16 protein-coding genes are annotated in these 19,013 nt (G+C 67.0%); 10 read left to right on the top strand and 6 right to left on the bottom strand.

Going from position 1 to position 19,013, the window contains the following annotated elements; translation table 11 throughout:
* Nucleotides 1-6: 6 nt before the first annotated feature.
* From QT382_RS04315 to QT382_RS04325, 3 genes are read left to right on the top strand one after another with little or no spacing between them, the layout of a single operon-like run.
* Nucleotides 7-1,602, top strand: a complete 1,596-nt coding sequence (locus QT382_RS04315; protein ID WP_289252813.1) for a UxaA family hydrolase — start codon at nucleotides 7-9, stop codon at nucleotides 1,600-1,602.
* Nucleotides 1,599-2,981, top strand: a complete 1,383-nt coding sequence (locus QT382_RS04320) for a tagaturonate reductase (RefSeq protein WP_289252814.1) — start codon at nucleotides 1,599-1,601, stop codon at nucleotides 2,979-2,981. The genes QT382_RS04315 and QT382_RS04320 overlap by 4 nt, the downstream gene beginning before the upstream one ends.
* The gene (locus tag QT382_RS04325; protein WP_289252815.1) at nucleotides 2,978-3,655 is read left to right on the top strand and encodes a GntR family transcriptional regulator; all 678 of its coding nucleotides are present in this window, start codon (nucleotides 2,978-2,980) and stop codon (nucleotides 3,653-3,655) included. The genes QT382_RS04320 and QT382_RS04325 overlap by 4 nt, the downstream gene beginning before the upstream one ends.
* Here QT382_RS04325 and QT382_RS04330 read toward each other — a convergent pair.
* The gene (locus QT382_RS04330; RefSeq protein WP_289252816.1) at nucleotides 3,645-4,109 is read right to left on the bottom strand and encodes a CBS domain-containing protein; all 465 of its coding nucleotides are present in this window, start codon (nucleotides 4,107-4,109) and stop codon (nucleotides 3,645-3,647) included. The two genes, QT382_RS04325 and QT382_RS04330, sit on opposite strands and share 11 nt — an antisense overlap.
* Nucleotides 4,110-4,179: 70 nt before the next feature.
* Between QT382_RS04330 and QT382_RS04335 the strand changes: the two genes are divergently transcribed.
* The 4 genes from QT382_RS04335 to QT382_RS04350 all read left to right on the top strand — a co-directional run bounded on the left by QT382_RS04335 (nucleotide 4,180) and on the right by QT382_RS04350 (nucleotide 8,949).
* Nucleotides 4,180-5,529: an O-acetylhomoserine aminocarboxypropyltransferase gene (locus tag QT382_RS04335; RefSeq protein ID WP_289252817.1), complete on the top strand. Its 1,350-nt coding sequence runs from the start codon at nucleotides 4,180-4,182 to the stop codon at nucleotides 5,527-5,529.
* Entirely contained in the window at nucleotides 5,526-6,326 is an 801-nt protein-coding gene (locus tag QT382_RS04340; RefSeq protein ID WP_289252818.1) for an alpha/beta fold hydrolase, read from the top strand. Before QT382_RS04335 ends, QT382_RS04340 begins: the two co-directional genes overlap by 4 nt.
* 25 nt (nucleotides 6,327-6,351) lie before the next feature.
* Complete coding sequence (locus QT382_RS04345; protein WP_289252819.1) at nucleotides 6,352-6,681, top strand: Mpo1-like protein; 330 nt, start codon at nucleotides 6,352-6,354, stop codon at nucleotides 6,679-6,681.
* A gap of 162 nt (nucleotides 6,682-6,843) precedes the next feature.
* Nucleotides 6,844-8,949, top strand: a complete 2,106-nt coding sequence (locus QT382_RS04350; RefSeq protein WP_289254686.1) for a S46 family peptidase — start codon at nucleotides 6,844-6,846, stop codon at nucleotides 8,947-8,949.
* A 16-nt stretch (nucleotides 8,950-8,965) separates the two neighbouring features.
* Here QT382_RS04350 and QT382_RS04355 read toward each other — a convergent pair whose 3' ends face one another.
* Genes QT382_RS04355 through kbl form a run of 3 tightly spaced genes read right to left on the bottom strand, consistent with a single transcriptional unit; the run spans nucleotide 8,966 to nucleotide 12,021 of the window.
* Nucleotides 8,966-9,823, bottom strand: coding sequence for a MipA/OmpV family protein (locus QT382_RS04355; RefSeq protein WP_289252820.1), 858 nt, complete (start codon nucleotides 9,821-9,823; stop codon nucleotides 8,966-8,968).
* 36 nt (nucleotides 9,824-9,859) lie between these two features.
* The gene (locus tag QT382_RS04360) at nucleotides 9,860-10,813 is read right to left on the bottom strand and encodes an NAD-dependent epimerase/dehydratase family protein (RefSeq protein WP_289252821.1); all 954 of its coding nucleotides are present in this window, start codon (nucleotides 10,811-10,813) and stop codon (nucleotides 9,860-9,862) included.
* A gap of 8 nt (nucleotides 10,814-10,821) precedes the next feature.
* Nucleotides 10,822-12,021 (bottom strand): glycine C-acetyltransferase, encoded by a 1,200-nt coding sequence (gene kbl / locus QT382_RS04365; RefSeq protein WP_289252822.1) that lies wholly within the window; start codon nucleotides 12,019-12,021, stop codon nucleotides 10,822-10,824.
* Nucleotides 12,022-12,116: 95 nt separating this feature from the next.
* On the opposite strand from kbl, the gene QT382_RS04370 reads away from it, so the two are divergent.
* Nucleotides 12,117-12,695, top strand: coding sequence for a helix-turn-helix domain-containing protein (locus QT382_RS04370; protein WP_289252823.1), 579 nt, complete (start codon nucleotides 12,117-12,119; stop codon nucleotides 12,693-12,695).
* On the opposite strand, the gene QT382_RS04375 is transcribed toward QT382_RS04370, so the two are convergent.
* Entirely contained in the window at nucleotides 12,657-13,973 is a 1,317-nt protein-coding gene (locus tag QT382_RS04375) for a YihY family inner membrane protein (RefSeq protein WP_289252824.1), read from the bottom strand. The genes QT382_RS04370 and QT382_RS04375 overlap by 39 nt on opposite strands.
* Here QT382_RS04375 and QT382_RS04380 point away from each other — a divergent pair.
* Nucleotides 13,972-14,370 (top strand): DUF2069 domain-containing protein, encoded by a 399-nt coding sequence (locus QT382_RS04380; protein ID WP_289252825.1) that lies wholly within the window; start codon nucleotides 13,972-13,974, stop codon nucleotides 14,368-14,370. The genes QT382_RS04375 and QT382_RS04380 overlap by 2 nt on opposite strands.
* Nucleotides 14,367-15,776 carry an FAD-binding oxidoreductase gene (locus QT382_RS04385; protein ID WP_289252826.1) on the top strand — a complete coding sequence of 470 codons (1,410 nt, stop codon included), beginning with the start codon at nucleotides 14,367-14,369 and terminating at the stop codon, nucleotides 15,774-15,776. Before QT382_RS04380 ends, QT382_RS04385 begins: the two co-directional genes overlap by 4 nt.
* Here the strand turns inward: QT382_RS04385 and QT382_RS04390 are convergent, their stop codons facing one another.
* Nucleotides 15,777-19,004 carry an efflux RND transporter permease subunit gene (locus QT382_RS04390; protein ID WP_289252827.1) on the bottom strand — a complete coding sequence of 1,076 codons (3,228 nt, stop codon included), beginning with the start codon at nucleotides 19,002-19,004 and terminating at the stop codon, nucleotides 15,777-15,779.
* Nucleotides 19,005-19,013 lie beyond the last annotated feature (9 nt).

Here is a 19,013-nt window from a genome sequence, read left to right on the forward strand (position 1 = left end):
ATTGCCATGGCCGCCACCACCCTGCTCATCCATCCCGACGACGACATGCTGGTCGCCCTGGCCGATCTGGCCGAGGGCCAGACCGTCGACGACGCCGGCCAGGCGATCACGCTCTGCACGCCAGTCGCCGCCAAGCACAAGCTGGCTCGGCGCGACTTCGCGCCCGGCGAGGTGCTCAAGCTCTACGGCGTGCCGGTCGGCAAGGCCCTCCATGCGATCCGCCGCGGCGAAGCAGTCACGACCGAGAACCTGGTCCACCATGCTGCTGAACCCCGCCTCGACGGCAGTGCCATGAGCTGGCAGGCGCCCGATGTGAAGGCCTGGCAAGAGCAGACCTTTGAAGGCATCGTCCGCAAGGACGGCCGCGTGGCCACGGCCAACCATTGGCTGGTGTTCCCGCTGGTGTTCTGCGAGAACCGCAACATCGACCAGCTGCGCCAGGCGCTGGAGCGTCCCCTGGGCTATGCCGGCGACGAGCTGGCCGACTACACCCTGAGCCTGCTGGGCCACACGGCCAAGAGCAGCCGGCGCAACCGCCCCTTCCCCAATGTAGATGGCGTGCGCTTCATCACCCATGCCGGCGGCTGCGGTGGCACGCGGGCCGATGCCAAGCGGCTCTGCAAGCTGCTGGCGGCCTATGCCGACCATCCGAATGTGGCCGGTGTCACCGTGCTGAGCCTGGGTTGCCAGAACGCCCAGATCGCCATGTTCCGCGAGGCCCTGGCCGAGCAGAACCCGGCCTTCGACAAGCCCTGCCTGGTCTACGAGCAGCAGCAATGGGGCGACGAGCAAGCCATGATGAAGGCAGTGCTGCAGGACACCTTGAAAGCACTGACCGAAGCGAACGAGGTGCGACGCGAACCGGTGCCGCTGTCCAAGCTGAAGATAGGCGTCAAGTGCGGCGGCTCGGACGGCTTCTCGGGCATCACGGCCAATCCGGTCCTGGGCCTGGTCTCCGACCGCCTGGTGGCCCTGGGCGGCGCCTCGCTGCTGGCCGAGTTCCCCGAGCTCTGCGGCGTCGAGTCGGAGCTGATCTCGCGCTGCCAGAACCCGGCCGACCGCGAACGCTTCCTGGCCCTGATGAAGGACTTCGAGGCGCGGGCCCAGGCCGTGGGCGCCAGCCTGGCCGAGAACCCCAGCCCCGGCAATATCCGCGACGGCCTGATCACCGATGCAATGAAGTCGGCCGGCGCCGCGCGCAAGGGCGGTGGTTCGCCGGTGGTGGCCGTGCTGGACTACGGCGAGCAGGCCAGCAAGCCCGGCCTGTCCCTGCTCTGCACGCCGGGCAACGACGTCGAGTCGGTCACCGCCCTGGTCGCCTCGGGCGCGCAGCTGGTGCTTTTCACCACCGGCCTCGGCACGCCCACCGGCAATCCGATTGCGCCGGTGCTCAAGGTCTCGTCCAACACGCCGCTGGCTCGGCGCATGAGCGACCTGATCGACTTCGATTGCGGCCCGGTGCTGGAAGGCGTCTCGGCTGAGCAGACCGCCGAGCAATTGCTGGAGCTGGTGCGCCAGACCGCTGGCGGCGAATACGAATGCAAGGCCGAGCGGCTGCGCCAGTACGACTGGTTGTTCTGGAAGCAGGACATCTCGCTGTGAGCGGCCTGGCCATCAAGCTGCTGCAGTTCGGCCAGGGCGTGTTCCTGCGCGGCTTCGTCGAGGACTTTGTCCAGCAGCTCAACGAGCGCCAGGGCCTGGAGGCCGGCATCGTCATCGTGCGACCGACCAGCCGGTCCAAGGCACCGCTGATGGACGCGCCCTACCAGCTGCTGCTGCGCGGCCTGGACGACAAAGGCCAAGCAGTGAAAGTCTGGCGGCGGATTGACTGCGTGCAGCGCGAGCTGGACCTGGCACGGCATTGGCAGGACTTCGTCGACCTGGCCGGCGAGCCACTGCTGCGCTTCATCGTCTCCAACACCACCGAGGCCGGCATCACCGTCAACGACAGTGACCGCTTCGAGGACGCCCCGCCGGCCAGCTTTCCGGCCAAGCTGTGCCGCTGGCTGTTCGAGCGCTACTCGCGGGGCGGCGCCGGTCTTTATCTTCTGCCCTGCGAATTGATCGAGGCCAACGGGCCGGCCTTGAAGGGGGCGGTGCTGCATTTCGCCCGGCTCTGGTCGCTGGATCGGGGCTTCGAAAACTGGCTGGACCAGGACTGCCACTTTTGCTCGACGCTGGTTGATCGCATCGTCAGCGGCGCACCATCTGACGACGAGCGTGGACCACTTGAAGCGGAACTGGGCGGAGCCGACCCCTTCATGGTCTGCGCCGAGCCGTTCCACAGCTGGTTGATCGAAGGCGCGCCAGCCCTGGCCGAGGAGCTGAAGCTGACGGGCTCAGGCTTGAACATCGAGCTGGTCGCCGACCTGCGCCCCTACCGACATCGCAAGGTCGGCCTGCTCAACGGCGGCCACACCTTGCTGGTGCCGCTGGCCCTCTTGCTGGGCCACGAGACCGTCGGCGACGCAATGGACGACGCCGACCTGAGGGCCTTCGTCGAAGCCGCGCTGGCCGAAGAAATCATTCCCGCCCTGCCCTTGCCGGCCGACCGGCTGGCACCGTTTGCCGCCGCCACGCTGAGGCGTTTCCGCAACCCCTATGTGAAGCACAGGCTCGCCTCGATAGCGCTGAACAGCTGGTCCAAGTTCGCCACCCGCCTGCTGCCGCAGCTGCTGAGCACGCAGGCCAGGAACGGAACACCACCGCCACGCCTGGTGCTGGCCCTGGCCGCGACGATGCGGCTCTATCGCGATCCCATGATCGAATTGTCCGACGCGCCCGAGCACCTGGACTGGTTCCGCCAGCATCGCGAAGAGAGCTGGCAAGACCTGGCACGCGGCTGGCTCGCGAACCGGGGGTTGTGGGGCCAGGACCTGAACGAGTTGCCGGGCCTGGCAGAGTCTCTGACCCAAGGCTTGCTGCAGCTCGATGAGGTCGGCACTCGACAGGCGCTCACTATGATCGCGGCCCGACCATGAGCACCGCCGCCAAAGCCTCCGATCCCGTCTACCAGGCGCTGCGTCAGCGCATCCTGGCCCTGCAATTGGCGCCCGGCGAGCGCATCAACGAGAAAGAGCTGGCCGCCGAGTTCGGGCTCAGCCGCACGCCGGTGCACGAGGCGGTGCAGCGGCTGACCGAGGAAGGCCTGATCGAGATCCGGCCGCGCTCCGGCACCTTCGTCGCACGCATCCCGGTCCACGAGCTCGAGGAGGCCATGCTGGTACGCACGGCGCTGGAGCTGGCCATGATCGAACGCGCCGCCGCCCGGCTCACACCGCAGGCCCTGAAGCAGCTGGACGACTGGCTGGCCGAGCAGCGCCGCTGCGCCAAGCGCAGCGACCAGGCCGGCTTCCATCGCGCCGACGAGGGCTTCCATGCCTGCCTGGCCGAACTGGCCGGCTTCCCCGGGGTCTGGCGCACCATCGCCCAGGCCAAGACCCAGGTGGACCGGTTCCGCCGCCTGACCCTGCCCATCCAGGGCCGCATGCAGGAGGTGATTGCCGAGCACCAGGCCGTGGTCGAGGCCCTGCGCAGCGGCGCCCCGGACAAAGCAATGGCGGCCATGCGCCGCCATCTGGATCAGGTGCTGCCGGCGATTGCCTTGACGCGCTCGCTGCAGCCCGACTACTTCGTCAACCGGCCTACAGCTTAGGCTCCGGTGCCGGCTCTTCCTCGACCGGCCAGTCGCGGATGTAGGCCTTGAGCATGCGGTTCTCGAAGTCCTGGCTGTCCACCACGGCCTTGGCCACGTCGTAGAACGAGATCACGCCCATCAGCGTGCGGCCGTTCAGCACCGGCATGTAGCGCGCATGGCGGCCCAGCATCATGCGGCGCACTTCGTCGATCTCGGTCTCGGGCGTGCAGGTCAAAGGATGGTCGTCCATCACGCTGCGGACCTGGGTCGTGCCCACGCTGCCGCCGTTCTTGACCACGGCCGCGATCACCTCGCGGAAGGTCAGCATGCCCACCAGGTCGCCATGCTCCATCACGACCAGGGAGCCCACGTCCAGCTCGGCCATGGTCGTCACCGCCTGGGCCAGCGGCTGGTCGGGGGCGACGGTGAACAAGGTGCCGCCCTTGACGCGCAGGATGTCGACGACTTTCATGGAGCTCTCCTAAGGCTTCTTGTGCGCCAACATAGCACACAATCTTTGCTTCAAACATCTCGGAGACACCATGCCCGGCTTCGATACCCTGGCCCTGCACGCCGGCGCGGCCCCTGACCCTTCGACAGGTGCGCGCGCCACGCCGCTGCACCTGTCCACCTCCTTCGTTTTCGAGAGCTCCGAGCATGCGGCCGCGCTGTTCAACATGGAGCGTGCCGGCCATGTCTACTCTCGGCTGTCCAATCCGACGACCGCAGTCTTCGAGGAGCGCATGGCAGCGCTGGAAGGCGGCGTGGGCTCAATCGCCACGGCCAGCGGCCAGGCTGCGTTGCACCTGGCCATCGCCACGTTGGCCGGTGCCGGCTCGCACATCGTGTCCTCGGGCGCGCTGTACGGCGGCTCGCACAACCTCCTGCACTACACGCTGGCCCGCTTCGGCATCGAGACCACTTTCGTCAAGCCGGGCGACCTGGAAGCCTGGCGCGCCGCGATCCGCCCCAATACCAAGCTGCTGTTCGGCGAGACCCTGGGCAACCCCGGCCTCGATGTCTTGAACATCCCCGAGGTCGCGGCCATCGCCCATGAGGCCGGCCTGCCGCTGCTGGTCGATTCCACGCTGACCACGCCCTACCTGCAGCAGCCCTTCGAGCTGGGCGCCGATCTGGTCTACCACTCGGCCACCAAGTTCCTGTCCGGCCATGGCACGGTGGTGGGCGGCGTGCTGGTCGATGGTGGCCGCTTCGACTGGCAGGCAGCCTACGATCGCAGCGCTAGCGCACTGCGATCTGCCGGCTTTGACGCCGCAAGCGGCGCCAAACCTTCTGCTGCTCGCTTCGCAGAGCTTTGCGAGCCTTATGTCGGTTTTCACAACATGGTGTTCAGCGAGGAAAGCACGGTCGGTGCCTTCTTGCTGAGAGCCCGCCGCGAGGGCCTGCGCGACTTCGGTGCCTGCATGAGTCCGCACACGGCCTGGCTGATCCTGCAAGGCATCGAGACGCTGGGCCTGCGCATGGAGCGCCACGTCGCCAATGCGCAGAAGGTCGCCGAGTTCCTGGCGAACCATCCGCAGGTGGCGCGGGTCGGCTACCCCGGCCTCGCCAGCCATCCGGACCACGAGCTGGCCAGCAAGCTCCTGCCCCGCGGCTGTGGTTCGGTGTTCAGCTTCGACATTGCCGGCAGCCGCGAGCAGGGCCGCCGCTTCATCGAATCGCTGAAGCTGTTCTCCCACCTGGCCAACGTCGGTGATTGCCGCTCCCTGGTCATCCATCCGGCCAGCACCACGCACAGCCGCATGGACGACGCCGCCCTGCAACTGGCCGGCATCACGCCCGGCACCATCCGTTTGTCCATAGGCCTTGAAAGCGCCGAGGACCTGATCGACGATCTCAAGCGCGCCCTCAAGAGCGCCAGCAAGGCATGAAGCTACAAATCAACGGCCGGACGGCCTATGCCTACACCGGCGGCAAGCCATTCGACCCCAGCCTGCCCTGCGTGGTGCTGATTCACGGCGCGCTGAACGACCACAGCGTCTGGACCCTGCTGGCCCGCTCGCTTGCCCATCATGGCCACAGCGTGCTGGCCGTGGACCTGCCCGGCCATGGCCGCAGCGAAGGCTTGCCGGTGAGCAGCATCGGCGAGGCGGCCGACTGGATCTGGGCCTTGCTGGATGCCGCCGGCGCCAAGCAGGCGGCCCTGGCCGGCCACAGCATGGGCTCGCTGATCGCGCTGGAAGCCGCGGCCCGCCAGCCGGAACGCGCCACGCGCTTGCTGATGCTGGGCACGGCCTATCCGATGAAGGTCTCCGAGGCCTTGCTGAACACGGCGAAGGAACAGCCCCTGAAGGCCATAGACATGGTCAACGCCTTCTCCTTCGGCGGCATCGCCAGCAAGCCCTCCTACCCGGGCCCCGGGGCCTGGCTGCAAGGCGGCGAGATCCAGCTCAAGCGGCGCGTGCAGGCCCGCCAGAAGGCGCTCAACCTGTTCGAGCACGACTTCCGCCTGTGCGACAGCTACGCGGGCGGGCTGCAGGCGGCGGCGCAGGTCCGGTGCCCGACCACCTTCATCCTCGGCAGCCAGGACCAGATGACCTCGCCGCGCCAGGCCGCCGAGCTGGCCGGGGCGCTGAATGCCCGCATCGTCACCCTGAGCGCCGGGCATTCACTGATGGCCGAGGCACCGGATCCGGTTTGGAATGCGGTCCGTCAGGCCCTGAACTGACCGAGAGACCAGAGAGAGCAGCACCATGAGCAGCAGTACCAGCCCCGATGCCGTCAAGCAGATGGCCAGCTTCGCCGAGTTCTATCCCTTCTACCTCGGTGAGCACCAGAACCGCATTTGCCGGCGCCTGCATTTCGTCGGCTCCTCGCTGGGCCTGCTGTGCCTGGCCTATGCGCTGTACAGCGGCCAGCCCGGCTGGGTGCTGCTGGGCCTGCTGTGCGGCTATGCCTTCGCCTGGATAGGCCATTTCGGCTTCGAGAAGAACAAGCCGGCCTCGTTCAAGCGTCCGCTGTACAGCTTCATGGGCGACTGGGTCATGTACAAGGACATCTGGACCGGCAAGATTCCTTTCTGAAGCCGCCCTTCCACGACTGAGCTGCCGCGTGCGCCCTGCGCATGGCGGCTCGTACGCGCATGCCAAACTGTCGGCTTGCGCCCCAAAAGAACCCGAGAAAGTCCGATCTTGAACCGCATTCCCCTGTATTCCGCGCTGGGCAGCCTGCTGCTGTCCGCTCCCATGGCCCAGGCCGACGAAGGCCAGTGGCAGCCCTACCAGTTGCCCCAGCTCCAGAAGGAACTGCGCCAGCTCGGCATCGCGATTCCCGCCCAGCAGCTGGCCGACCTGGGCAAGCACCCGATGAGCGCCATCGTCTCGCTCGGCGGCTGTTCGGCCTCCTTCGTCTCCAACGCCGGTCTGGTGGTCACCAACCACCACTGCGCCTATGGCGCCGTGCAGCGCAATTCCAGCGCCAGCCGCAACCTGATAGCCGATGGCTTCCTGGCCAAGACCAAGGCCGAAGAACTGCCGGCCGGACCCAGTGACCGCATCTATGTAACCGACAAGGTCGAGAACGTCACCACCCAGGTCACAAGTGGGCTGGACGCCAAGCTCTCCGGCGCCGAGCGCCACAAGCAGATCCAGAACCGCATCAAGGCCCTGGTCGCCGACTGCGAGCAGGACAAGGCCTACCGCTGCGCCGTGCCCAGCTTCCACCGCGGCCTGGAGTACTACCGCATCCGCCAGCTCGCGATCCGCGACGTGCGCCTGGTCTACGCGCCCTCGGACCGCATCGGCAACTATGGCGGCGAAGTCGACAACTTCGAATGGCCGCGCCACACCGGCGACTTCGCCTTCCTGCGCGCCTACGTGGGCAAGGACGGCCGCCCGGCCGACCCGTCGCCCGACAACGTGCCCTACTCCTCCAAGGACTTCCTGGTGGTGTCGGCCTCCGGCCTGAAAAACGGCGATCCCATCCTGCTGGCCGGCTACCCGGGCCGCACCAGCCGCTACAAGCTGCCCGTCGAGATCCGCCAGGCCCGTGACGTGAGCTATCCGCGCCGGGTGCAGGAATCGCAGGCCGACCTGGCCGTGATCGCCCAGGCCACGGCCGGCAATGCCGAATGGGCCGTGCGCTATGCCGCCGTGGTCAAGAGCATCAACAACGGCATGAAGAAGAACCAGGGCCTGATCGACGGCTTTGCCCGCAAGGACATCGCCGCGATCAAGGATGGCCAGGACGCCGAGTTCCGCCGCTGGTTCGCCCAGCAGGGCCAGGCCGCCGATCCCACATTGCTGGCCGAGCTGGATGCGGTGATCGCCGAAGAGCTGGCGCTGACCGAGCAGGAGTTCGCGATGTCGGTAGCCCTGCAGGGCGAGCTGTACCGCAGCGCCCGCACGCTCTACCGCATGGCCCTGGAGCGCAAGAAGCCCGATGCCGAGCGCGAGCCCGGCTACCAGGACCGCGACCTGGCGCTGGTGAAGGCGCGCCTGGCCCGCCTGGAGCAGTCGCTGGTGCCGGCCGTCGACCAGGCCCGCTGGCAGGCGGCCCTGAAGCGCTATGGCCAGTTGCCTGCAGCCGTACATCCGCAAGGCCTGGATGCCAAGCTGCCCGCCGCCGATGCGCTGCCGGCGCTCTATGCCGCAACGCAGCTGGGCGTCACGGCCCAGCGGCTGGCTTGGCTGGACAAGGATGCGGCAGCCATCGAGCAGTCCAGCGATCCGCTGCTGCGCCTGGCCGTGGCCAACCAGGGCCTCGCCGATGCGATGGAGCTGAAGCGCAAGGAAGTCGATGGCACGCTGGAGCGTGTCATTCCGCGCTACATGCAGGCCTTCATCGCCTTCAAGAAGTCGCAGGGCAAGCCGGTCTACCCGGATGCCAACTCAACGCTGCGCGTGACCTTCGGTAGCGTCGCGCCCTATGCGCCGCGCGACGGCATCACCAAGGGCCCGTTCACCACGCTGGAAGGCATCCTGGAAAAGCACACCGGCCAGTCGCCCTTCAATGCGCCCAAGGCACTGCTCGAAGCGGCCCAGGCCAAGCGCTATGGCGCCTACCGCGACGCCGCTCTCGGCACCGTGCCGGTCAATTTCCTGACCAGTGCCGACACCACCGGCGGCAACTCAGGCTCGGCCGTGATGAACAAGCGCGGCGAGCTGGTGGGCCTGAATTTCGATTCCACCTACGAGTCGGTCACCAAGGACTGGTACTTCGACACCGCGATCACCCGCGCCATCCATGTAGACATCCGCTATGTGCTGTGGGTGATGCAGGAGGTCGATGGTGCCCACAACCTGCTGAAGGAAATGACCATCCGCGGCCTGCCCGCGACCCGCAAGCCCTGAGCCGGCTTCAGCAGATTCAGCGGCTGCGGTAGGCCAGACCGAAGGCGATCTGGCCGGCGCTGCGACGCTCGACCAGGGGGCTGTCGGCCGAGGGCCCGATCAGCCGTCCGACGCTGGCCGAGCTGAAGGCGATCCAGTGGTGGGTGATCGCATAGGTCCAGCCCAGGCCGACGAAGGCGTCGCGCAGACCGCTGCCGGGCTGGTAGGCCGAATACAGCGTGCGCGGTGCCACCTCCGGCGCCACGCCGAAATAGGCCTGCTGATAGCGCTGGCTGCCCCAGCCAATGCCGCCGCCGGTGGTCCATTCGGTCTTGCCGTCGCGGTAGAGGCGATAGCCCAGGCCCAGGCCCGCCACCGAGCCACCGCCGCGCCCCAGCAGGTCGCTGGACCAGGTCGCCCCGAGGCTGAGGTCGTCGCTCAAGCTGTAGCGGCTGGAGAGCTGGGCGCGCAGCGTCCGGCGCACATCGGGCAGGCCGGCCAGGCGCGGCGAATCATTGCTGTTGCGTCCACCGTCGAAGCGCAGCGAGAGGCTGAGCTTGATGCGGTCCAGGCTCAACAGGTCGGTGCTGGCGCCACTGCCCTGCACCTCACGGCCGAAGCCCATCACGGCGCTGGCGCCGCTGGAGGACAGGCGGAACTTGCCCCACTGCAGCGAGATGATGGGACGCGCCGAGCTCTTGTAGTCCCGCGCGCCCATGAACTCGGGCTGGTAGGCCGCCCGGAGGCCCAGCACATAGTTGAAGCCCTCGCTGCTCTTGCCGTTGCCCGCGTCTTCATGGCTCTGATCCTTTGCCGCTTGATCAGCCGCCTGTGCAGCATGAATGGCAAGCAGGGACAAGGCGGCAAGACACAGCGAACGAAGGAGCAGAGGCATAGGCGGTCAGCTTAACAGCCGACCGGCCGGCCTCGTTCAGGCGGCTTGCGCGAACTGCAGGCGCAGATGTTTCAGCATGTCGCCAACCATGGCCTCCAGGCCGAAGGCCGGCTTCCAGCCCCAGTCGCGGGCGGCGGCGCTGTCGTCTATCGACTGCGGCCAGCTGGCGGCAATCGCCTGACGGAAATCTGGCGCGTATTCGATCTCGAAGCCGGGCACCTGGCGGGCGATCTCGGCCGCGATCTCGGCCGGCGTGAAGCTGCAGCCGCTGAGGTTGTAGGAGCCGCGCTCCTTGATGGTATCGGCCGGCGCTTCCATCAGCTCGATGGTGGCGCGCAGCGCATCGGGCATGTACATCATCGGCAAGGCCTGACCCTCTTCCAGGAAGCAGCTGTAGCGGCCGTTCTTCAAGGCGCCATGGAAGATGTCGATGGCGTAGTCGGTCGTGCCGCCGCCGGGCGGGGTCTTGTAGCTGATCAGGCCCGGGTAGCGCAGGCTGCGCACGTCCACGCCATGCTTGGCGTGGTACCAGGCGCACCAGCGCTCACCAGCCAGCTTGGAGATGCCGTAGATCGTGGTCGGGTCCATCACCGTGGTCTGCGGCGTGTTGACCTGCGGCGTCGACGGGCCGAAGGCAGCGATGGAGCTGGGCCAGAAGATGCGCTCGAGCTTCTGCGTGCGCGCCAGTTCCAGCACATGCAGGAGGCCCTTCATGTTCAGGTCCCAGGCCCACATCGGATGCTTCTCGCCAGTGGCGGACAGCGCCGCGGCCAGCAGGTAGATCTGCGTGATCGCATGGCGCTTGACCACGGCAGCCAGCGCGGCCGCGTCGGTCACGTCCAGCATCTCGTGCGTCAGGTAGGGCACGCGGCCATCCGGCGCGAGGTCGCTGGTGATGACGTTGGCATTGCCATGGCGCTGGGCCAGCTCGACGGCCAGCTCGGTGCCGATCTGGCCGTTGGCGCCGATGATGAGGATCTTGGTCGTCATGGTTTCGCTCAGTTCTTGATCAGGCCGACGTCACGACCGGCTTGGGCGAACGCGGCAACGGCCTTCTCCAGCTGTTCACGCGAATGGCCGGCCGAGACCTGCACGCGGATGCGCGCCTGGCCCTTGGGCACGACGGGGAAGAAGAAGCCGACGGCATAGACACCCAGCTCCAGCAGGCGGGCGCTGAGCTTCTGCGCCGTCACCGCGTCGTAGACCATGATGGGCACGATGGGATGGGTGCCCGGCTTGATCTCGAAGCCGGCGGCCTGGATGGCTTCGCGGAAGTAGGCGGTGTTGGCTTCGAGCTTGTCGCGCAGCTCGGTCGAGGCTTCCAGCAGGTCCAGCACGGCGATGGAGGCACCGACGATGCTCGGTGCCACGGTGTTGGAGAACAGATAGGGGCGCGAACGCTGGCGCAGCAGCTCGATCACTTCCTTGCGGCCGGTGGTGAAGCCGCCCGAGGCGCCACCCAGGGCCTTGCCCAGCGTGCCGGTGATGATGTCGATCTTGCCGAAGACATTGCGGTACTCGTGCGTGCCGCGGCCGGTCTTGCCCAGGAAGCCCGAGGCATGGCATTCGTCGATGCCGAGCAGCGCGCCGTGGCGGTCGCAGATCTCGCGGATCTTGTCGAGCTGGGCGATGGTGCCGTCCATGGAGAACACGCCATCGGTGAACACCAGCATGAAGCGGGCGCCGGCGGCCTTGGCCTCCTGCAGACAGCGCTCCAGGTCGGCCAGGTCGTTGTGCTTGTAGCGGAAGCGCTTGGCCTTGCACAGGCGGATGCCGTCGATGATGGAGGCGTGGTTCAGCTCGTCGCTGATGATGGCGTCCTGCTCGCCCAAGAGCGGTTCGAACAGGCCGCCATTGGCGTCGAACGCGGCTGCGTAGAGGATGGTGTCCTCGGTGCCGAGGAACTTGGCCAGGCGCTGTTCCAGGGTCTTGTGCAGGTCTTGCGTGCCGCAGATGAAGCGCACCGACGACAGGCCGTAGCCATGCGTGCGCAGCGCCTCGTGCGCCGCTTCGATGACCTTGGGGTGGGACGACAGGCCGAGGTAGTTGTTGGCGCAGAGGTTGATCACATCGCGGCCATCGGCCGTGTGGACCAGGGAGCCCTGCGGCGTGGTGATGATGCGCTCGCCCTTGAACAGGCCGGCTTCGCGGATGGACTGCAGCTCCTGCTGCACATGGTCATAAAAAGCGCTGCTCATGCCGGTCTCCTGGTGCACAATTCACTAAACAGAACACAGTTCGGTATATCGAACTGGCGTGCAGTATCTCGAATTTGCATTCCAGGGTCAAGCCCATGTCCATTCCCGCATCAGACACTTTGGAACCGCCCCGTGTCGGGGCCACGCTGCAGGCCCTGCGCCAGGCCCAGGGATTGTCGCTTGACGAGCTGTCGCGCCGGGCCGGGGTCAGCAAGTCGATGCTGTCGCAGATCGAGCGCAACCAGGCCAACCCGACGGTGGCCGTGGTCTGGCGGCTGGCCAATGCGCTGCGGGTCGAGCTGTCGGAGCTGCTGGGCGGCGAGAAGCCGGCCACGCCGACCATAGAGACCGTGGCCTCACATGCCACGCCCAGCCTGAGCAGCCCGGACGGGCTCTGCCTGCTCCGCATCCTCGGCCCCATCGACCTGGCCGGCCAGTTCGAGTGGTACGAGCTGACGGTTCAGCCCGGCGGCGCCCTGGAATCGGCCGCCCACGAGCCGGGCTCGCGCGAGCACCTCAGCGTGCTCTCAGGCAGCCTGGAAGTGACGGCCGGCGGCAGCAGCCAGATCCTCAAGTCGGGCGAGACCGCCCGCTATGCCGTCGACGGCCCGCATTCGATCCGCAACCGCGGCAAGTCAGCGGCCAGCGCCCTGCTGGTCGTCCTGCATCCCTAGCAGCTCGGCCACGCTGCAGCGGCGCCAGTCCGAGCGCGCCCACAGCGGCGCCAGCGCCGCGCCGGGCTCGGCCAACACGGCCTTCAATAGCGGCTCGGCGCCCTGGTGAGCTGGGGCTATCAGCAGGCTCAGGCGCTGGGCGCCCTCCTCTTCGAGCCGACCCAGCCAGTCCAATTCCTGAAGCACATCCAGCACCGGCTCGAGCTGCAGCGGATCAACCTGCAGGCGGCGCGCCAAGGCAAGGCTGCTCAAGCCGCCTTCGCCATCCTTCTGCGCCTGCCATAGCGCGCGCAGCGCATCCAGGGCCAGGGCCAGTTGCCAGCCCGGTGTCTCGCGACGCGGCAAGATGCGCCCCGCCAGCGCCGGTGCGTTGGCTGCGAGCAAGGCGCCGGCCAGCACGATGACCCAGCCGAGGTACAGCCAGATCAGGAAGATGGGCACCGTGGCGAAGGCGCCGTACAGGGTCGAATAGGTCGGCACCTGCTTGACGTACCAGGCCAGCACGCTCTTGGCCGCATTGAAGCCCAGCGCCACGATGACGCCGCCGGCCATCGCATGGCGCCAGCGCACATGGGTATTGGGCACGTAGTGGAACAAGCCGGCCACGCCCAGGGTCAGCACGCCCAGCTCGATCATGTTGAGCAGCGACTCCAGGCCGCCCGGCATCTTGTTGACCACGCCTTTGCCGGCCGAGATCGCATAGCTGGTGAAGGCCAGGCTGCCCCCCAACAGCAAGGGGCCCAGCGTCAGGGCCGCCCAATAGACCAGGACCCGCTGGGCGATGGGACGTGGCCGCTTGACCCGCCAGATCACGTTCAGCGTGCGGTCTATGGTCAGCATCAGGGCCAGAGCCGTGGTACCAAGGAACAGCAGGCCCACCAGGCCTAGCCGGTTGGCCTTGGCGGCGAACTGGGTCAGCGCGGCCAGCACCGGCTTGGCGATGTTGTCGGGGATCAGGCTCTGCAGGAAGTACTTCTCAAGCGCCGACTGGAACGAGGAAAAGATCGGAAAGGCGGTGAACAGGGCCAGCATCACCGTCACCAGGGGCACCAGCGAGATCAGCGTGGTGAAGGTCAGGCTGCCGGCCGTAAGGCCCAGGCGGTCTTCGCGGAAGCGGGTCTGCAGCAGGCGCAGGCTCTCGCGCCAGGGCCAGGCGAGCAGCAGCGATGGCAGTTCGCGCAGCAGTTGCCAGGCCGTTGCGCGGCTGGTCTCCGCACCTCCCAAGGCCTCGGTCTTGTCGGAATTCGTCGTCGTCATGCTGGCTATGATGCCAGCCATGTCCAGCGCCCCCGCCATTGTTCCTACCGACCGCAGTACCGCCAGCCCCGAAGAAGTGCTTTCGCGCCGGCTCGCCCTGACCGGCACCATCGCCCTTTTCGTGCTCTGCCTGGCCTGGGAGCTGTGGCTGGCGCCGACCGGCCGGGGCACGCTGGCCATCAAGGCCTTGCCCCTGCTGCTGCCGATTGCCGGCCTGCTGCGCTACCGGCTCTATACCTTTCGCTGGCTCAGTCTGATGGTCTGGCTCTATTGTGGCGAAGGCCTGGTGCGGGCCACCAGCGAATCGGGCACCGGCGCCCTGCTGGCCTGGATCGAGGTGGGCCTGTCGGTGCTGGTCTTCGTGGCCTGCGCCCTGCATGTGCGACAGCGGCTGCGCGCCGCCAAAGCCGCCCAATGAACGAAACCGCGCTGCTGGCCGCGCTGCGCGAGGCCGTCGGCGCCGCGCAGGTTCTGCAGGGCGAGGATTGCGCTCCATTTGAACTAGATTGGCGCAAGCGCTTTGCTGGCAAGGCACTTGCGGTCGTCCGGCCGGGCACCACCGATGAGGTTGCCGCCGTGGTGCGAGCCTGCGCGGCCCATGGCGCCTCGCTTGTGCCTCAAGGCGGCAATACCGGATTGGTCGGCGGAGGCGTACCCGACGGCAACGGACGGCAGGTGCTGCTGAGCCTGCAGCGGCTGAACCGCATCCGCGCCATCGACGCTGCCAATCTGACGCTCACCGCCGAGGCAGGTTGCATCCTGCAGACGGTGCAGCAGGCCGCCGAGCAGCACGACCTGCTGTTCGCGCTGAGCCTCGCGGCCGAAGGCAGTTGCAGCATTGGCGGCAATCTCGCCACCAATGCCGGCGGCACCCAGGTGCTGCGCTATGGCAATGCCCGCGAGCTATGCCTGGGCCTGGAGGTGGTCACGGCCTGGGGCGAGGTCTGGCATGGCCTCTCAGGCCTGCGCAAGGACAACAGCGGCTACGACCTGCGCGACCTCTTCATTGGCAGCGAGGGCACGCTGGGCATCATCACGGCGGCCACGCTGAAGCTGCATCCGCAGCCCCGCGGCCAGCTCACGGCCCTGGCAACCTGCCCGAGCCTGGCCGCGACCGTCGAGTTGCTGACCCTGGCCCGCAAGGCCGCCGGCGCTTCGCTGACCGGCTTCGAGGCCATGAACCAATTCGCACTGGACCTGGTGCGACGTCACATGCCCGCCCTGCCCCAGCCCCTGCCGGCCGCGCCCTGGACAGTGCTGCTGGAGCTGTCCAGCAGCGAGAGCGAGACCCATGCCGCGGCCCTGCTGGAAAGCCTGCTGGGCGAAGCGATGGAGCAAGGCCTGGCCGACGATGCCAGCCTGGCCCAGACCCTGTCCCAGGCCCATGCGCTGTGGCAGTTGCGCGAGTCGGTCCCGCTCGCCCAGAGCCAGGAAGGGCTCAACATCAAGCACGACATCTCGCTGCCGATCTCGGCCATCCCGGCTTTCTGCGCGGCCACCGAAGCCGCGCTTGAGGCCGCGGTGCCAGCCGTCCGGCTGGTCAACTTCGGCCACCTGGGCGACGGTAATCTGCACTTCAATGTCCAGGCGCCGCAGGGGCAGGATCCGGCGGCCTTTCTGCGCGAGCGAGAGGCCGAGATCAACAAGCTCGTGTTCGATGCCGTGCAGGCCCATGGTGGCTCGATCTCGGCCGAGCACGGCATAGGCCAGCTCAAGCGAGACGAGCTGGCCGCTCGCAAGGACCCCGTGGCCCTGGCCCTGATGCGGCAAATAAAAAAGGCCCTGGATCCCCAGGGCCTGTTCAATCCGGACCGCGTCCTCTGATCAGTCAGCGCCCTGGGGCAGCTGGACCGGCGCGCGGCCGCGCAGCCGGTTCAAGCCCTTCATGACGATGCGATAGACGAAGCGGATCATCGTCAGGAACAGCAGCACTTCCACGACGGTCACCAGGAAGGCCCACAGACCACCGGCAGCGCCCCAGCGCGCGGCCCGTGCATGGAACTTGGCGGCCATGCTGTCGCGCTTGGTCTCGATGCTGTCGTAGAAGGTCGGCACCATCAGCAGCGTCAGGAAGGTCGAGGTGATCGTTCCGCCGATGATGGCCACGGCCATCGGACGGTAGAACTCCGCGCCCTCGCCTATGCCAATGGCCACCGGCATCATGCCGGCGATCAGCGCGAAGGTCGTCATCAGGATGGGACGGAAGCGCTTGCGGCCTGCGTGCATCAGCGCCTCTTCACGGTTTACACCGTTGGCCTCTTCCTGGCGGGCCGCATCGAGCAACAGGATGGCGTTCTTGGCCACCAGGCCCGCCAGCATGATGATGCCGATGAAGCTCATCAGGTTCAGCGTGCCCTTGGTCAGCAGCAGGGCCACCACCACGCCGATCAGCGACAGCGGCTGCGAAAGCATCACGCCGAGCGGTGCGGTGAATGAGTTGAACTGCATGACCAGGATCAGGTACATCAGGCCTATGCCCGCCCCCAGGGCGATGGTCATCGAGCTGAAGACTTCCTGCTGGTCCTTGGAGCCGCCGGCCAGCTTGATGCCGTAGCCGGGCGGGAAGTTCATCTTCTTGGCCAGAGCCATGGCGTCCTGCGTCACGTCGCCGGCGGCTCGGCCCTGCACATTGGCAGACACGCCGATCACGCGCTTGCCGTCCAGGTGCTGGATGGTGGCCGGGGCCTTGCCCATGGTGATGGTGGCGATCTGGTCCAGCGGCACCATCTGGCCGGTGCCGGCCACGCTGATGGGCAGGCGCTCGATGTTGCTGGCGTCCACCCGGTCGCTGGGCTGCAGGCGCACCGAGACGTCGCGGGTCACGCCCGTGGGGTCGACCCAGTCACCAACCTGGATGCCGGCAAAGGCCACGCGCAGCGCATTGGCTGCGTCACCCACCGAAATGCCCAGCTGGTTGGCCAGGCCGCGATGCAGCTCGACCTGCAGCTCGTTCTGTGCGTTCTGCTGCGACAGCGCCACGTCCACCGCGCCCGGGACCTTGCGCAGCTGGCGCATGAAGTCCTCGGTCAGCTCGAGCAGCTTGCGGGTATCGGAACCATAGAAACGGATCTGCACCGGCTTGGAACCGCCGCCACCGCTGAAGTCGTCGAGCACGGCGAACTCGGCGCCGGTCAGCTTGGTCAGGTGCTGACGCAGCTCGCTGCCGATTTCCTGCGCGGTGCGCTTGCGTTCGTAGCTCTTGCCGATGTTGATATAGAGCTTGCCGCCGGTCACGTTGACGAAGGCGTCAGTGCTCTTCTTCTCCTTGATCAGGCCGGCCAGTTCATCGACGGAAGCCAGCTTGCGGCGCGCGTACTCCAGGCTGGAGCTCGGCGGCGTGCGCACTTCGACGGCAATGGTCTCGGAGTCGCTGGAGGGCAGGAAGCTGGTGCCACCGAACTTGACCTGCAGGCCGATGGCCAGCACGAAGCTCAGGAAGGCGATCACACCCATCTTGATGCGGTGGTGCAGCGCCCAGGCGATCACATTGCCGTAGCGGTCGGCCTGGTGGTCGAACCACTCATTGAAGTGGTGCAGCAGCTTGGAGATGCCCTTCTTGGGTGCCAGATGGTGGTTCGGCGGGTCGCCCCAGAAGGCCGACAGCATCGGGTCCAGCGTGAATGAGATCAGCAGGCTGACCAGCACCGAGGCCACGACCGTCAGGCCGAAGGGACGGAACCATTCACCCGAGACGCCGGGCATGAAGGCCACGGGCACGAACACGGCCACGATGGAGAAGGTGGTGGCCGCCACGGCCATGCCGATCTCGGCCGTGCCCTTGAGCGCCGCCGTCATGCGATCCGCACCGCGCTCCATGTGGCGGACGATGTTCTCCCGCACCACGATGGCATCGTCGATCAGCACACCGATGGCCAGCGACAGGCCCAGCAGGCTCATGAAGTTCAGCGTGAAGCCGAAGATCCAGACCGCGATGAAGGCCGCGATCACCGAAGTCGGCAGCGACGTGGCGGTGATCAACGTGGAACGCCAGGAGTTCAGGAAGGCATAGACCACGAAGATGGTCAGGCCGGCGCCGAACACCAGGGCATGGATGACGTTGTTCAGGCTGTCCTGCGCGTTCTTGCCACCGTCCTGCGTGATCTCGAGCACCGTGCCGGCCGGCAGGGTCTTGTTGGCTTCCTCGACCAGCTTGCGGATCTCGTTGGCCACAGTGACCGTAGACGCCTCACGCGAGCGCGTGATGGACAGGCCCACATTGGGCCGGCCGTTGCGCACCGAGAGGGTCTGGCGTTCGGAGAAACCGTCCTTGACCGTGGCCACCTGGCCCAGACGCACCAGGTCCGTGGCGGTGCGCTTGATGACGATGCGCTCGAAGTCCACCGGTTGGCTGATGCGGCCGACCAGGCGGATGCTCTGGTCCTCGAATTCACCGCGCACCTTGCCCACCGGCGCCGAGATGTTCTGGCGCTGCAGCGCGCTGACGACCTCGCTGACCGAGACATTGAACTCGCGCAGCTTCTGACCCGACAGCAGCACCGAAAGCTCGCGATTCAGCGAGCCGAAGATGTCCACCGTACCCACGCCGGCCACGCCGCGGAACTTGTCCGCCAGCTGGTCTTCGGCAATGCGAGAAATCTCGGCATGGCTGAGCGTCTTGCTCTCCAGCGAGACCTGCATGATGGGCTGGGCCGACGGATCGGCGCGCCGGATGATGGGCTCGCGCATTTCCTGCGGCAGCTGGTAGCGCACCGAGGCGATGGCATTGCGCACGTCGTCGGCCGCTTCGATCATGTTCTTCTTGAAGTCGAACTTCAGGAAGAAGGTGGCCTGGCCTTCATTGGCCCCGGCCTGCACCTCGGTCACGCCCGGCACGGCCAGCAGCGGCTTCTCGATGCGGTTGACGATCTCCCGCTCCGAAGTCTCGGGCGAGGCGCCCGGATAGGGAATGGAGACGAAGAGGAAAGGCACCTCCACGTCCGGGTTCTGGTTGACGCGCAGCTTGGACAGCGCCATCAGCCCCAGCGCCATCAGGCTGATGATGCAGACGATGGTCGCTACCGGCTTCTTGATCGAAAAATCTGAGATCAGCATGGGAAGCTC

The sequence above is a fragment of the Pelomonas sp. SE-A7 genome (genome assembly GCF_030345705.1).
Taxonomy (GTDB): domain Bacteria; phylum Pseudomonadota; class Gammaproteobacteria; order Burkholderiales; family Burkholderiaceae_C; genus JAUASW01.